The sequence below is a fragment of the Salibacterium halotolerans genome, assembly GCF_900115625.1.
GTDB lineage: Bacteria > Bacillota > Bacilli > Bacillales > Marinococcaceae > Salibacterium > Salibacterium halotolerans.
The window spans coordinates 43566-58198 of sequence record NZ_FOXD01000016.1; the positions used below are offsets into that span (position 1 = coordinate 43566).

The window sequence follows — 14633 nt, forward strand, 5'->3', positions numbered from 1 at the left end:
ATATTAATACTGAAGTTATTATTTTTATACATCGATGACCAAAAATAGGAGAGGCTGCCGCCTCACAATTCAAATCATCTGTCATTTCTATTTATCTGTTATCAATAACTTTAACAAGAGTTTTATGATTTTGCAATACTTATTCATAAAAAAGCATAAAAATTTATGAACCTGTATACATCAAACAGCTATTCATAAAAAGAAAAAAGACCGGAATTACAAGGAATCCTTGTTATTCACAGAGTCTTACTGCTGTGAACAGATTCTCTGTATTCCAGCTTTTTCACCCATCATGATACATTTTTATTCATTTTTCATTGAATCAATCGAAACCAAGTCTCATTGTATCTCTTGCAATCATCACTTCTTCATTGGTAGGGATGATGAGCACTTTGACCGGGGATCCATCTTTGTTTATGAAGGTTTCTTCCCCGCGGGTTTCATTTTTGGATTCATCGAGATGAATGCCCATAAAATCCAGCCCCTCGATAACCTCTTTGCGGACCGTGCTGCTGTTTTCTCCCACACCAGCTGTGAAAATGACAGCATCCAATCCGTTCATGCTTGCCGCATACGTGCCGATATACTTATGAATACGGGTTGTATAAATGTCGAGTGCTGTACGGGCTTTTTCGTCCCCTGCGTTTCTTTTCTGCTCGACATCGCGCAGGTCGCTCGATGCTCCGCTCACACCGAGAAGGCCGCTCTTTTTATTCAGCATGGTAATGACATCTCCGGCAGACTGTCCGGTTTTTTCCATCATATAGGGTATAAGCGCCGGGTCAATGTTGCCGGAGCGGGTGCCCATCGATGTTCCGGCGAGCGGGGTGAAGCCCATGGACGTGTCCACCGAGCGTCCGCCGTCAATGGCTGTAACACTTACTCCGTTTCCAATATGGCAGGAAACAAGCTTGAGATCTTCCTGCGGCTGTTCCAGAAGATCTGCTGCCCTCTGTCCGACGTACTTATGTGACGTCCCGTGAAATCCATATTTACGGATGCCGTATCGTTCGTAGTATTCATAAGGGACACTGTACATGTATCTGGATTTTGGCATCGTCTGATGAAACGCGGTATCAAACACGGCGACATCCGGTACGTTTGGCAGCATGTCCCGGAAGGCCCGGATACCCGTCAGATTTGCGGGATTATGCAGCGGAGCCAGTTCGCTGACCTCTTCGATGGCTTCCACCACGTCGTTTGTTATTTTGACGGAGTCCGCAAACTTTTCTCCTCCGTGAACGACGCGGTGGCCGACGCCTTCTATATCATCGAGGGAGTGAATAATCCGGTTGGCGGTCAGGCTGTCCAGCAGTTTTTTAACCGCCTCTTCATGGTCGGAAATATCGAGCTGTTCCTGGATTTCTTCTTCTCCCCATTCGATTTCCATTTCCGCTCCATCGAGTCCTATTCTTTCTATCTGGCCTTTGGCCGCCAGTTCTTCTTCAGGCATGCCGAGAAGCTGAAACTTAAGCGACGAACTCCCCGCATTCACTGCCATAATCATTGACATGGAAAACGCTCCTTTTACACTTCATTCTCATTTTCACTTTTTTCATTTAAACACCCGGATTTTCAAATTGCAAGGCAGCGGCCGGGTTTGCATCCATATTCAATACTTTCATCCAATTCAGACTTGTATGCGTTACAAAAGCAGCCGGGCTGGAACCCGGCTGCTTTTATAACAATCTTACGATGTGAAGCCTTCTTCCTTAAACCAGTTGTCCATCTGCTTCATCATATCGAGCAGCGCGTCCTGGTTGTTGAACGATGGCAGTTCGGCGAGCAGGGCCTGGCCGGGTTGTACAACGTTTGGCCCTTTTTTCTGAAGAAGCCAGATGCTTTTGCCGGCCTGGGTGTTTTTGAACATCGACGACGGCAGCTGAAGAAGACCCAGAATGACTGCTTCATCTTTAATGTAAGCGTGCAGCGCATCTGCCTGATCGCTTTCAAACATATAGTTTGGAATGAGCAGAACAAAGAAGCCGCCTGGTTTCACCTGCGTCATGCATTTTTCAATAAGCAGATGATGAACGTACGAATGTCCTTCCTGCGCCTGCAGCCGGAATTCTGCGGCAATGTCATCTTTCGGATAATAGCCGACAGGCAGATCAGACACAACAACATCTGCTTCCGGCGGAGCAAGCTGCTCAATACTGTCCTGGTGAAACAACTCCACGTCGTGTTCCTGCAGATTCGACAGGACATAGGCAACTTTAAGCAGCGTCTCATCGACTTCTGCCCCGTATGCCGCCGTATCTTTGGATACTTGGTTCAACACCGCGCTTAAGAGATTCGCTGTGCCGGCCGCCGGATCAAGCAACGCGAGATTTTCACGTTTGGAAGTCAGCTTTTCGACGATGTAGCCCATAAACATCGCGACTGCGTCCGGGGTCATCGCGTGATGGGGCTGAACCGCTTCTTTCATTCCTTTGATCACTGCCAGCTGAAATGCTTTCCGTATTTCCTCGCGTTTCATTTCTTCCGGCAGGTCTTGATCGAGTTTGTTCTGAAGCCGCTCTGCTTCTTGATCCGGGAGAGATTGAACAATACTGTGCTGAAATACGTTTTCGCCTGCTTCGGCGAGTGCTTCCAGATACGTCACATCGGTGTGCCGCTGAATCGATACCGCCATCTCATCTATTAAAACGTGTAGTTTTTCCACTCCTGTAGCTGGTTCCACTTTCTTACCGCCCTTTCTCGTTTCATGCATGTCTTTGGAAAGTATAGCAGAAATACCGCCGCGGTTAAAACGAGACGCAGAAAAGAGTCTGGGACAAAAGTAAAATAGTCGGAAGAAAACACGAATGTCTTGCGGCGTTGTTCAAGAGCCGCATAGCAGTGGAGCCAAAATGCTTCGGCTCCTGCTGAGAAAAGCACGAGTCACGGGTGCCCCGCAGGATGTGCGGTCAGGTCGGCGCCCGCACGTGACGTACTTCCACAGGCTAATGACGTTTAAGGGCGCACCGAGTACGCTAAAGTGTCTTATGAATCATTTGTGATGACGTTTTGAGGGACACCGGATGCTCTAAAGTGCCTCATGCATCATGCCTAACGACGTTTAAGGGGGAGGTGAACCCTCTAAAGTGCCTTATGGACTATTCCTCTCTCTTTTCATGCAGCGACGCAGGCTCTTTGTTTCCCGGCTGAACGCAGCCTGAATTCGTTCATGACGACGTTTACGGGGGTATGAAACCTTCTAAAGTGCTTTAGGAACTATTCATAATGACGTTTATGGGCACACCGGGCACTATAAAGTGTCTCAGGCGCCATGCCGAACGACGTTTAGGGGGGCGCCGAACTCCTTAAAGTGCCTTGGGACCCACTCCCAATGACATTCCGTCCACCCGTTTCCCACCCAACCTGAAGGATACAAACAAACGTCTCCATTTTCTACGAACCACCGTACATCCGCCCTGCATGGTTCTGCATCCGTACGGCCGGGTCCGTTGATTTCGACAAGCAGCTGATCCTTCAAAACCGGAGCCGCGATCCGTACCAGGGGCAAAGAAGACACGATGAGCCCCAGTGAATCGATGCCGCCCTTGTGCTATGGAGTAAAAACAAAGGATGCTGCCGCAGTAGTGTGTTTTAGAAACGAAAAATGCCGGACGTTTTGAAAAAAATCGTTCGGCATTCTTTATGTGATACAGGTTTTGTCCCAGACTCTTTATCTGTTTATTCCGCAGTTTTTGCTGCAGCGATTGCGGAATCATAGTCGGGATGGTTGGTCGCTTCCGGCACGTATTCCGCGTACGTGACTTCCCCTTTGCTGTTTACGACAAAGACAGCACGGGCGAGCAGGCGCATTTCTTCCATAGCTGTTCCGAAGTTCTGCCCGAAGGAGAGGTCACGATGGTCGGAAAGTACCTGAACGTTTTCAATTCCGGCGGCTCCGCACCATCTTTTCTGTGCAAACGGCAGGTCGCAGCTGATGGTGAGCACTTCCACTCCGTCCAGATTTGCAGCTTCTTCGTTAAAACGGCGTGTCTGCTGATCGCATACACCGGTATCAAGCGAAGGTACGACACTGATTAACCGCACGTTTCCTTTGGAGTCATTCAGAGTCACTTCGGACAAGTCGTTGGCAAGCACTGTGAAATCCGGTGCCTGATCCCCCTGTTTTACTTCGTTCCCCATCAGTGTCATTGGACTTCCTTTAAATGTTACTTCGGCCATGTTATCTTCCTCCTCTTCCAGTAATTATGTACACTTACATCGTACGCGTTTACGACCATTTTATCAATCATCACGGGATACTCCCCGCTGACGCAGAAAACCCGGTGGATTCATCCACCGGGTTTATATGTTAAATAGGCGGTTCCTCTTTGTTTTCTGCTGAACGGGACGAGGTTTCGGCGTTGGTTCCTTTCAGCATATCCTGGATTTTTTCCACGACCTGGGGCGTGAATTCCAGCAGTTTTTCATATAGGTGTGTATTTTCATCCAGATGCACCATATTAATACCTTTCGTCCCTACAATCAGAAAAGCGATCGGCGTGATGGAAACTCCACCGCCGCTCCCTCCGCCGAACGGATGTTCAAGAGCAGTCTCTGATGAATCTTTTCCATAAAACTCACTGCCGCCGGCGGCAAATCCAAAACCAACTTTTGTTACAGGAATGATGACACTGCCGTCCGGGGTTTCCACTGGATCGCCGACGATTGTATTAACATCCACCATTTCCTTTAAATTTTCCATGGCTGTCCTCATTAACCCTTGAATGGGATGATCCGTCATCAGGATGCTTCCTCCCTTCTTCTTTCATCTCTTGATTTTTTCCACAGGGCGAACACGTCTCCCCTGACATGTTTCACCACCCGAATGCCGGTAATGATAGCATGTCCCGCGCGGACGGTTACCATACATAAAAACTCGCTTTCAAACTTGCGGCGCTGAAATTCCGGAGACACAGACACGTCCGGCCTGCAGGTCATCTTCATGACAGCAGACAGCAGTCCTCCCGCCGTCTGCTTGACCGTCCAGGCCATTCCGGAAATAAAACCCGTCCACGCCGCATCTCCCGTTCCAAAGCGCGTGTTCCAGCGGAACTTTTTAATTTTCCATGTATGCAGAAACCGAAAGAGAAGCGGACGAAGGTGGTTTATATGACCCAGCCACATCTGCATGGAATCCCACTGGCTTTTCATTTCTTCCGGTGTTTCTTTCACTTTTCTTTCCTCTCCCTTTCCCATGCTGGATTCCGTCTTTTCCCGGGCGAGAATGGAACCAGTCTCTTCATCCAGTTCAAGCAGCGGCAGGTGAATGGTTTTATAAAAAACGTGCCATATGGTAACTGTTACATGAATATCCTGTTTTTGCTGCCTGTACTGAATATGGAGCGTTACGGTAATCGGTGTCGCTGCAGCAAGCAGACATAAGACAAAAAGCACCGCAGCCGCTCCAATAAGCCAATCCATATCTCCCGCCGCCTTTTATCGTTTTCTCTCTATTATGACCAATCATTTCCTGTTTTAATCATGCATAACATGAATCTTTTTGGTCAGCCGCCGTATCCAAAGGAATCCTTTCAATACGGCTCAGGTATAATGATAAAAAAACACTTCAACCATTTTTGTAATGGTCGAAGTGTTTTTTACACCAGAGAAATGGCTATTCTACATGAATCACACGGGTGTCCGCGATGGAATCGTGGACTCCTTCTTTCTGTGCGGTAAAACCAATAATGATATACAATACATTGGTTATCCAGACGCTTCGATGAATAAAGCGTCCGATAATTTCCCGGAACACAAGGTCCATCCAGCGGAGCGGAAGATGGTCTTTGCGGATAACGCGCAGGCCGAATACCATTTTACCGAGCGTCTGGGTGCGCCATTTCGTCATCAGCAGGAAATAAAGGTATGCCGTCAACGCGCTCAGCACACCCTGCAGTGTAAACCACCCGAGTACCGACATGGTTTCCGCTCCGGAGAACCAAAGCGGGCTGATAAGCAGTCCGTTTAAACTGAACACGATAAGAAGGTCCAGAAGATACGCCCACAACCTCATCCAGAAGCCGGCATATCTTACAGACGGGGGATCTTCCCGGGTGTCATCCAGAGAATGATCCCGGTTTTCTTCTGTATATTCCCGTTGTTCCTCATGTTGATCGGAATAATTGTCCATCGGACTCCCTCCTATTTTGTATACAGATACATCGCTCTCGGAGAATTGGAATCCATCAGCATATCCTTGATGCCAAGCAGATCTGTATCTTCAAGAATCAGACTTCTCGCCGACGAGCCGAGAAATTGATTGAAACTAAATGCATTCGACTGATAGCGGACCACTGTCGGATTGTTTATTCCTTCTTCTTCTTTCATTAGTGAAATGGTATCATCCAGGCTTCCCAGCTCATCCACCAGACCTAGTTCCTGTGCCTGCTCGCCTGAATAAATACGACCATCCCCGATGTCACGCACCTCTTCTTCCGACATGCCCCGTCCGTTTGCAATCACGGAAACAAAATCCTGGTAGAAATCGTCCACAAGCCGCTGTAAAATCTGCTGTTCATTTTCGGTCATGTCCCGGCTTCCGGACATAATATCTTTATATTGACCGCTTTTGATAGTCTGAAAATCAATACCGAGATCTTCTGCGAGCGCGGAGTAATTGACACTCTGCATGATGACACCAATCGATCCGGTAACAGTGGCGGGATGAGCGACAATGTTATCCGCAGGAGCGGCAATGTAATAACCGCCGGACGCTGCCGTATTACCCATGGACACATAGACAGGCTTTTCTGTTTCTTCCTGGATGTTTACAATCTTGTCATGAATTTCATCACTTTCGACAACACCGCCCCCCGGTGTGTTCACTTCCAGAATAATTCCTTTTACAGAGTTGTTTTCTCCTGCACTTTCCAGCGTGCGGAGAAACTGCTGGTGATTATAGGTACCTGTACTCATGAGGCCGGACGTTCCGCCTGTATCCTGGATTGTCCCCTGCAGCTTGATGACCGCTATTTTGTTGTTTCCTCCCTGTTCCATCACTTTTTGCTGTGCATTGTTTGCACTTCCGGATACGACGTTTTCCATGTTTGCTGTAGCGAGTGATCCCGCAAACTGAAAACCGATGGAAACAACAAACAATAGAGCTGCGATTCCTAAAGCGACCCAGCGTTTGGCATTCAATGTGATAACCTCCCTTTATGTAGTAAGCGTTCCATATTGCACCGTGTCATCCACAACGACAGCCTTTACCGCCGTGGTTACAATCTCATCCAGCGGTACATGGAAAATGTCTTTTTCCAGTATCGTAAAATCAGCCCGGAATCCAGGAGCGATCATACCATACTCTTTTTCTGCGGATACAGCTTTGGCGCTCCCTGTTGTATACAGCTGCACCGCTTCAAACCGACTCAGTTTTTGGTCCGGGAGCCATCCATCGTGGGACTCTTCCGGGTTGCGGCGCGCTATGGCGGCGTGGATTCCTTCAAGTGGAGAAACAGGTTCAATCGGCGCATCGGAGCTTCCCGCACAGTAGAGCCCTGCCTCCAGCAGCGTTTTCCAGGCGAACGACCAGCGCAGGCGCTCTTCTCCCAGTCTTTCCTGTACCCACGGGAAATCAGAAACAACAAAACGGGGCTGCAGGTCGAACACGACATTCATATGCTGCAGACGTTCCACAAGATCCGGCGGTGTGACCTGCCCGTGTATCAAGCGGTCTCTTGTACCAGCGGGCGGAGGGTTTTTCCCGAGCACCTCCACCGTGTATTTCAATGCAGCATCACCAATGACGTGAACGGCTGCCGGCATCCCTTTCTCCCTGGCTTTTTTCACGATGCTTTCCATTTCTTCTTTTGGCGTTACAGCTACGCCGCAGGTTTCCGGAGCATCATTATACGGTTTTTGTAAAAGAGCTGTCCGCCCGCCGAGTGCCCCATCTGCAAAAATTTTTACAGCACCAAAAGAAAGGGAGTCGTTCGCCGGTCCGAAACGAAAACCTTCGTCATGCATAACATCAAGCACTTCATGGTGAACGAGCAGGTTCGTTCGAAACTTCAGTGTATCATGATCTATCAAATCCTGGAAGATCCGAAACGTTCGTTGAAATCCGCCGTAGTAGTTCAAATCTTCTGTGTGTCCACCTGTCAGACCTTTACTGAGCATGTTCCGAACCGCTTCCCGGAGTGCTTCCTGGAGCTGTTCGTCACGCACCGGAGGCATCATCTGCCTCACGGTATCAACAGCGGTGTCGAGAAGATAGCCTGTCGGCTGCCCCTTCTCATCACGGACAATGATTCCTCCCGGCGGGTCAGGCGTTTCCTCTGTAATACCGGCCAGGTGCAGCGCTTTTGAATTGACCAGAGCCGCGTGCCGGCATATTCGTGTTAACAGTACAGGGTGATCGCCTGCGATAGCATCCAGTTCCGAACGGTGAAAGATTTTACGGTCCGTAAAATTGTTTTCGTTCCATCCTTCTCCTGTCAGCCACTGCTTTGGTGCCAGCCGGGTCTTTTTATCCTGAAGGGCCTGCTTCATTTCCGCCGCCGACTGCATCCCGGAAAAATCAAGACTCATCAGCGTTTCTCCCATTCCAAGCATATGTAAATGGCTGTCCTGAAAACCGGGATACATCGAAGCCCCCTGCAGATCCATTTCTTCGTCCGGCGCATAGTCCTGCCGGAGTTTTGAAACAGAACCGGTATCGGCCACTCTCCCATTTTCCGTATAGACCGCATCTACGGTTTTGTTTTCGGCTGTCATGGTATAAATGGTGCCGTTAAACCATATTGTTCCCATCCGCTGCTTTCCGCCTTTCCATCTATAATACGTACAGCACAGCTCAATGTTTCAACCTTTTCTGAAAAAAATCGGTAAAGTCCCTCTCCTTGAAAAGAGAGGGCTTTGAACTAGAGGAGCGAGTCCATATCTTTTTCTGTTTCTCCCGGCTCTCCGCCGAAAGTGAGTACTTCCGTGTTTGCCACGGCTTCCTCCACATACGGCTGAAAATCCAATCCTTTCTCAAACCGCGCAGCTTTTTCCCGGCGTGGTCTCGTAACGGATTCGGAAGGTAGAAATATCGTACAGCAGTCCTCATATGGACGGATCGAAATAGAATAGGTGCCGATTCTTTCTGATATATCCATGACTTCCTGTTTGTCCATCGTCACAAGCGGCCGCAGAATAGGCATGTTGGTCACTTCGTTGATCGTATACATGCTTTCAAGGGTCTGGGATGCGACCTGGCCCAGACTCTCCCCGTTTGCCAGCGCCAGCACCCCGCGGTCCGAGGCGATTTTTTCTGTGATACGAAGCATCATCCGGCGCATGATTGTCATCGAATAGTTGGAAGGGATGGAGGAATGAATCGCTTTTTGAAGTTCCGTGAAAGGAACAACATGAAGTGTCACCGGACCGCCGAACGTGGTGAGCACTTTGGTCAGATCCTCCACTTTTTTCCGCGCCCGCTCATTTGTATAAGGCGGGCTGTGGAAATGGACCGCTTCAAGCTCCGCTCCTCTTTTCATCGACAGATACCCGGCTACCGGACTGTCTATGCCTCCGGAGAGCATGAGCATCACGCTGCCTGCTGTCCCTACCGGAAGTCCGCCGGCTCCTTCCATACGTCCGCATGTAATATACGTTCCCTGCTCACGGATTTCCACATTGATTTCCACATCCGGATGGTGAACATCCACGAAAGTCTCTTCTGTATTTTTGAGAATATGGCTTCCAATCATCGGATTTACGTCCTGCGAAGAAATCGGAAACGGTTTATAGGACCTTCGTGCGTTCACTTTAAACGTTTGTTTATCTCCGTCATGATGAAGAAAGGCCTGCAGCGCTGTTTCCTTTATGTCTTCAATATCATTGGATGCCCGCATCGCCGGACTGAATGAAGAAATGCCGAAAACATGGCGCAGCGGCTCCATGACTTCTTCCAGCGGTTCGCCATTCAGTTCAATCAACGTACGTCCAAAGGTGCGTTTCACGTTTGTGCGCGGATGCCCCTGCAGGGCAAAACGGATGTTTCGGGCAAGTGTTTGTTCAAATTTTGTTCTGTTTTTCCCTTTGAGCGCCAATTCACCGTATCTAACTAAAATGTGATTATATTCCATCATTTTTTCTCTCCCATTACCTGCATCATGTCTGATACAGCTTTGTGCAGCGTACGGACAAATTCTTCGACTTCCCAATCCTCTGTGTCATGGGAAAAACTTACCCGCACCGCGCTGGATGCGCGTTCTGTACCAAGTCCCGCCGCAAGTAGTAAAGGACTTGGCTCCTGAAGCTTTGAAGCACAGGCGGATTTTGTCGATACATGAATGTTGTTTCTTGTCAGCTCCTGAACAAGTACTTCCGGTTTCATACCGGGAAACGACACATTCACAATATGCGGGGCGGAACCTGTCTTTGGTGTGTTGACGACTGCGCCTTCGAGTTTGTGAAGATGCTGAATGAGGTGTTGTTTCAGATCCTCAAGCCGCCCATTCTGCTGCTGCCGTTCGTTATCGGACAGACGCAGTGCTTTAGCCAGTGCCGTTATACCCGGGACATTTTCCGTTCCCGCTCTGAACTGCTGCTCCTGGCTGCCTCCATGCAAAAGAGGAGACAAGGCGGTTCCCCGGCGCACAAACAATGCGCCCGTTCCTTTCAGTCCATGAATTTTATGCCCCGAAATAGTACACAAATCCACATCCTGAAGATCCAACGGCACATGTCCTGCCCCCTGCACATGATCCGTATGAAAAAACAGTTTCGGGTACGCCTTTAAGGCACGTGCTGTATCTTCCACCGGATTGATGGTTCCCAATTCGTTGTTCACATGAATAATGGATACGAGAATAGTGTCTTCCCGTACAGCTTCCAGGACGTCTTCCACCTGCACCCGGCCTTCCTCGTCCACATCGACATACGTAACATCGAATCCAAAATATTCCAGTTCCTGGAAGGCCTGCGTGACGGAAGGGTGTTCCGCCGATGACGTAATCAGGTGATTTCCGCGTTCTTTATGCTCTACAGCAATCCCTTTAATGGCAGTATTATTGCTTTCCGTTCCGCCGGAAGTAAAAACAATCTCTTCCGTATTAACATTCAAAATACCTGCCACGGACGCCCTTCCTTTGTTCAAAAGGGTTTCTGCTTCAACTCCCGGGTGATGAAGGGAAGAGGGATTGCCGAAATAGTCCGATGCCGCCCTGTAATAGGCATCCAATACTTCCGGCCACGGTTTTGTTGTCGCACTGTTGTCCAGATAAACCATTGGACCCCCTCCTTTTTTATATGATATATCGATTTGATTTAACAGAATACAACAACTTATCTTATCACATATTGTTAACCAAGAAAAATGCGTGATAAAGTTTCAAACGATGAACGCCGTCTTCCCTCACAAAAAAACTGCCCTGTTTCAAGGGCAGTTTTTTTATTTATTCTTCTATTCTCTGCAGAAGCTCATCCACAGAAATGCTCTTTTCTTCCGGTCCTAACGATATGGCATTCGACTTTCTTGCGCTTTGCTTCCAGTCAGATTCCGATGACGAAACGGCCCGGCTTTCCAGTGATTTATTATTTTCTGTATCCGCGGCTGGAGTTTGACGTGCTGTTCTGCTATTTTCCGTTTCTTTCCCGTCGGAATCCGTTTTATTGTTCTCCGGCGTTTTCTCTTCAGCGGGCGGATCAACACCTAAAGCCTCATCGAGGTCGGCCGCAAGTTCTTCGGTCGTTCGTTCTTTCTGCGTGCCGGTTTCTTCTGTATTAAATAGAAACATGGCTCCTGCCGCCCCGGTAACCGCTAAACATATCATCACAACTGTCCCCAGCATGTAAATGGGCTTCAACGTCCGCCCTCCTTTCGCACAAGACGATTGTATCATATCCATCTTGGATTAAAAAGGACTTTTGTTTTATTTCCAGAAATAAAACAACTATTTACTGGTTATAAATACCCGTTTAATGCATTTCCAGCTTCTGCATTGCATTGGGTTCTTTCCGCTCCACTGCCTGTACAGCCGCGTTAACCGCCTCATCATAATAGCCTTTTTTAAAGAGGGACTCCGCCTCTATTAATGCGTTATGAATGACTTCCGAACTGCTTCTGTGCCGATTTCCAAGCTGAATGGCTCTTTCCGCCAAATGTGCCTGATCAATCGTAGCATGCAGCTGCTGATGAACTTTTTGAACATAATGCTCGGCATCCTCTACCGAAGCATTGACTCTTCCCATTTCCACCGGTGATTCCTCCAGGTTGGATGCTGCCGCGTTCAGCCGTTCTCCGGCTGCATCCATTTCATTCAACAGACTGGATGGGACTTTCGGTAGATATGAACGCTCAAGTGTCATCCGGTCCCGCAGAAGCTGCCTGCGCAGCGTCCGCAGGGTTTCAAGAGCTTTTAGTTCATCTTTGCGGAGCGTGTGGAGTTTCTCTTTGGAACGACGGATACTCTGGTCAATACCTGCTATATCTTTTTTCAGCTGTTCGAGATTTTTTTTCAGACCGGTAAAAGGCTGTTTTTGGTTTTCCTGAACATCCTGGAACACCCGCCATTCTTTCAGGGCTTCCTGAATGGACGTTTCCACCTTTTCCTGCCTCTTCTGTTCGTCCTCAGGAATCCGGTAGCTTCGTTCCACTTTCCTCCGTTCCTCGCCTAGTGAAGAGGCCTGTTCTTCCAGGCGTGTCAGCTCTTCCCGTGTTTCAGGAGCATTTTCTTCCACGAAACGCCGGGCTTCGACCTCTTTTTCCAGGGAGTCGTACGTTTCTTCAATGAATGTCCGGATTTCATCAAGTCGTTCCTGCACCCTTTCCAATTCAAGGTTTTCCACAGCTTTTTTCAGTTCCGGAAGTTCTTCCCTGATGCTTTTGACTTTATCCCGGATGTCATAATGACTGAGAATATACCCTTCCTGCTCCATTTCCTGTACACCGTTCTCCAGTTCTGTACATTCGGCGCAAATATCTGTTTCAATATCCACAAGCAGTCCCGGCACCGTACTCATATTAAGTTCTTCCTGCTTCAGTTCAGTGTGAACCCGGCTTAAAATCTGATTCGCTTTTGTATAGTTTCCAGCGTCTCTTTCTTCCTGAAACTCCGTGAAGGCGGCTTCCATTTCCTTCAATTTCCTTTCGAAGACAGGAGCAGTACTGCCGAGAGAGAGACGGTTCTCTGCAAGATGCCCCTGCAGCTTCCCGAACATTTCACGGTTTTCTGTAATACCGCTGCGGTTTTCTTCTTCGCTATGTATGAGCTGTTCCACTTCACGGAAGATTTTTTGAATATGGGCATCCATATCCTGAAGCTGGTTGTCGACGCCTTCAATAAGCACGCGCGCTTTACCAAAACGGTATCTGTTTGCCCGTTCTTCAATATCAAAAAGGGCTTCCTCAATGTCAGGAAGATGTCTGCCAAGAATGTCATCCCACTCTTTACGCCATTCTTCGAATTTTTCCTCCGTCTCCCCGGACATTTTCAGATCTTTCACTTTTGCTATTTCATCAGCAACCGGCTTGTTCGATATTTCCGATTTCCACTTTTCCAGCCGGTCCACACTTTTGTAAATGCTGCGGCGGGAAACTGCTCCATAGATAATAACAGCCGCCGTAACCAAAACTGCCGCTATAATGACGTAGTATACCATGAGTCTTCACTCCAGTTTGCGCACACTTTTCTGTATTTTTCGTCAGGACTCGTCCATTTTCCTGCTTAATGAGACAAAATATTCACTCCGGCACAGGGCGTGCGCGGATGACTTCCTAATGGAAATTATCATTCCATTTTCGTATTTTTTATGAGAAAGGTACCTTTATGATAACATGGAAATACTTATCATGTGGGAGAAGTTTAAATAAAATTAAAAATCAATGGAAAATGGATGGAGGAGAGGAGATGCACATCACACGCGACGGTCATATTCATACGCCTTTCTGCCCGCACGGTTCGACAGATTCGTTTCATGCGTATATCGAGCGTGCTTTGAAGGAGGAGCTTGAGACCATCACTTTCACAGAGCATGCACCGCTTCCGGAAGGATTCACAGATCCTGTGCCGGATAAAGACAGCGCGATGGCAGCGGTTGATCTCGAACAATATATCGAAACGATCAATGAATTGAAAAAAGAGTACCGCAGCGATATCACGATATTAACTGGACTGGAAATCGATTATATCAAAGGGTTTGATGCCAGTACGAAAGCGATGATGAACGAGATCGGTCCTTACCTGGATGACAGTATTTTATCCGTTCACTTTCTGCACGCGGCTGATTCCTGGTTTTGTATCGACTACAGTGCCGGCATGTTTGCAGCCTTTGTCGAGGCAGCCGACTCTCTGGAGAATGCCGTGAATCTCTACTACGACACCGTTCTCCACTCGATAGAAAGCGATCTTGGACCTTATAAACCAAGGCGCCTGGGCCATATGACACTTATAAAAAAGTTCCAGAAAAAATTCCCGTCAATAAATACCGCTTCTTATACCGGAGAGGTGCTGGATGCAGTCCGCCGCTGTGATATGACGCTTGATTTCAACGGTGCCGGCTTCGCAAAAACCTGGTGCCGCGAACCTTACCCGGATCTTAATACAGCAAGGGAAGCATCGAAAAGGGGCATCCCTCTTATATACGGATCCGACGCCCATCAGGCTCTGGATATGATGCAGGGGGCAGAAACCATTACGGCTCTTTAA

Annotated in this window: 13 protein-coding genes; 1 reads left to right on the forward strand and 12 read right to left on the reverse strand. The window is 48.3% G+C overall.

Translation table 11 applies throughout. The features are described from left to right. Positions 1–322: 322 nt before the first annotated feature. The 12 genes from BM124_RS13285 to BM124_RS13340 form a co-directional block, all read right to left on the reverse strand. On the reverse strand, positions 323–1513 hold the full coding sequence (locus tag BM124_RS13285; protein ID WP_093338222.1) for an acetate/propionate family kinase: 1191 nt from the start codon (positions 1511–1513) through the stop codon (positions 323–325). 177 nt (positions 1514–1690) lie between these two features. Beyond that, on the reverse strand, positions 1691–2683 hold the full coding sequence (locus tag BM124_RS13290; protein ID WP_244504340.1) for a class I SAM-dependent methyltransferase: 993 nt from the start codon (positions 2681–2683) through the stop codon (positions 1691–1693). Between the two features lie 995 nt (positions 2684–3678). Then, positions 3679–4179: a thiol peroxidase gene (gene tpx, locus BM124_RS13295; RefSeq protein ID WP_093338225.1), complete on the reverse strand. Its 501-nt coding sequence runs from the start codon at positions 4177–4179 to the stop codon at positions 3679–3681. Positions 4180–4309: 130 nt separating this feature from the next. Further along, a complete protein-coding gene (ytfJ, locus tag BM124_RS13300; protein ID WP_093338227.1) occupies positions 4310–4741 on the reverse strand; it encodes a GerW family sporulation protein in 432 nt (143 codons plus the stop codon). Then, a complete protein-coding gene (locus BM124_RS13305; protein WP_093338228.1) occupies positions 4741–5421 on the reverse strand; it encodes a DUF2953 domain-containing protein in 681 nt (226 codons plus the stop codon). The genes ytfJ and BM124_RS13305 overlap by 1 nt, the downstream gene beginning before the upstream one ends. Before the next feature lie 193 nt (positions 5422–5614). Further along, on the reverse strand, positions 5615–6130 hold the full coding sequence (locus BM124_RS13310; RefSeq protein WP_093338230.1) for an RDD family protein: 516 nt from the start codon (positions 6128–6130) through the stop codon (positions 5615–5617). A gap of 11 nt (positions 6131–6141) precedes the next feature. Then, positions 6142–7140: a signal peptide peptidase SppA gene (gene sppA, locus BM124_RS13315; RefSeq protein WP_093338231.1), complete on the reverse strand. Its 999-nt coding sequence runs from the start codon at positions 7138–7140 to the stop codon at positions 6142–6144. Positions 7141–7155: 15 nt separating this feature from the next. After that, positions 7156–8751: an amidohydrolase gene (locus BM124_RS13320; protein ID WP_093338233.1), complete on the reverse strand. Its 1596-nt coding sequence runs from the start codon at positions 8749–8751 to the stop codon at positions 7156–7158. 110 nt (positions 8752–8861) lie between these two features. Then, the gene (gene thiI, locus BM124_RS13325) at positions 8862–10073 is read right to left on the reverse strand and encodes a tRNA uracil 4-sulfurtransferase ThiI (protein ID WP_093338234.1); all 1212 of its coding nucleotides are present in this window, start codon (positions 10071–10073) and stop codon (positions 8862–8864) included. Continuing rightward, positions 10070–11215: a cysteine desulfurase family protein gene (locus tag BM124_RS13330; RefSeq protein WP_093338236.1), complete on the reverse strand. Its 1146-nt coding sequence runs from the start codon at positions 11213–11215 to the stop codon at positions 10070–10072. The genes thiI and BM124_RS13330 overlap by 4 nt, the downstream gene beginning before the upstream one ends. 166 nt (positions 11216–11381) lie before the next feature. Further along, complete coding sequence (locus tag BM124_RS13335; RefSeq protein WP_093338238.1) at positions 11382–11792, reverse strand: hypothetical protein; 411 nt, start codon at positions 11790–11792, stop codon at positions 11382–11384. Positions 11793–11904: 112 nt separating this feature from the next. Next, positions 11905–13587, reverse strand: coding sequence for a septation ring formation regulator EzrA (locus BM124_RS13340; RefSeq protein ID WP_093338239.1), 1683 nt, complete (start codon positions 13585–13587; stop codon positions 11905–11907). 248 nt (positions 13588–13835) lie between these two features. On the opposite strand from BM124_RS13340, the gene hisJ reads away from it, so the two are divergent. After that, positions 13836–14633, forward strand: coding sequence for a histidinol-phosphatase HisJ (hisJ, locus tag BM124_RS13345; RefSeq protein ID WP_093338241.1), 798 nt, complete (start codon positions 13836–13838; stop codon positions 14631–14633).

What these genes read in the sequence shown, in the direction of transcription:
- BM124_RS13285 (WP_093338222.1), bottom strand. Translation starts at nt 1,513, where the DNA reads ATGTCAATGATTATGGCAGTGAATGCGGGGAGTTCGTCGCTTAAGTTT.
- BM124_RS13310 (WP_093338230.1), bottom strand. Translation starts at nt 6,130, where the DNA reads ATGGACAATTATTCCGATCAACATGAGGAACAACGGGAATATACAGAA.
- ytfJ (WP_093338227.1), bottom strand. Translation starts at nt 4,741, where the DNA reads ATGACGGATCATCCCATTCAAGGGTTAATGAGGACAGCCATGGAAAAT.
- hisJ (WP_093338241.1), top strand. Translation starts at nt 13,836, where the DNA reads ATGCACATCACACGCGACGGTCATATTCATACGCCTTTCTGCCCGCAC.
- BM124_RS13340 (WP_093338239.1), bottom strand. Translation starts at nt 13,587, where the DNA reads ATGGTATACTACGTCATTATAGCGGCAGTTTTGGTTACGGCGGCTGTT.
- tpx (WP_093338225.1), bottom strand. Translation starts at nt 4,179, where the DNA reads ATGGCCGAAGTAACATTTAAAGGAAGTCCAATGACACTGATGGGGAAC.
- BM124_RS13320 (WP_093338233.1), bottom strand. Translation starts at nt 8,751, where the DNA reads ATGGGAACAATATGGTTTAACGGCACCATTTATACCATGACAGCCGAA.
- BM124_RS13305 (WP_093338228.1), bottom strand. Translation starts at nt 5,421, where the DNA reads ATGGATTGGCTTATTGGAGCGGCTGCGGTGCTTTTTGTCTTATGTCTG.
- thiI (WP_093338234.1), bottom strand. Translation starts at nt 10,073, where the DNA reads ATGATGGAATATAATCACATTTTAGTTAGATACGGTGAATTGGCGCTC.
- BM124_RS13330 (WP_093338236.1), bottom strand. Translation starts at nt 11,215, where the DNA reads ATGGTTTATCTGGACAACAGTGCGACAACAAAACCGTGGCCGGAAGTA.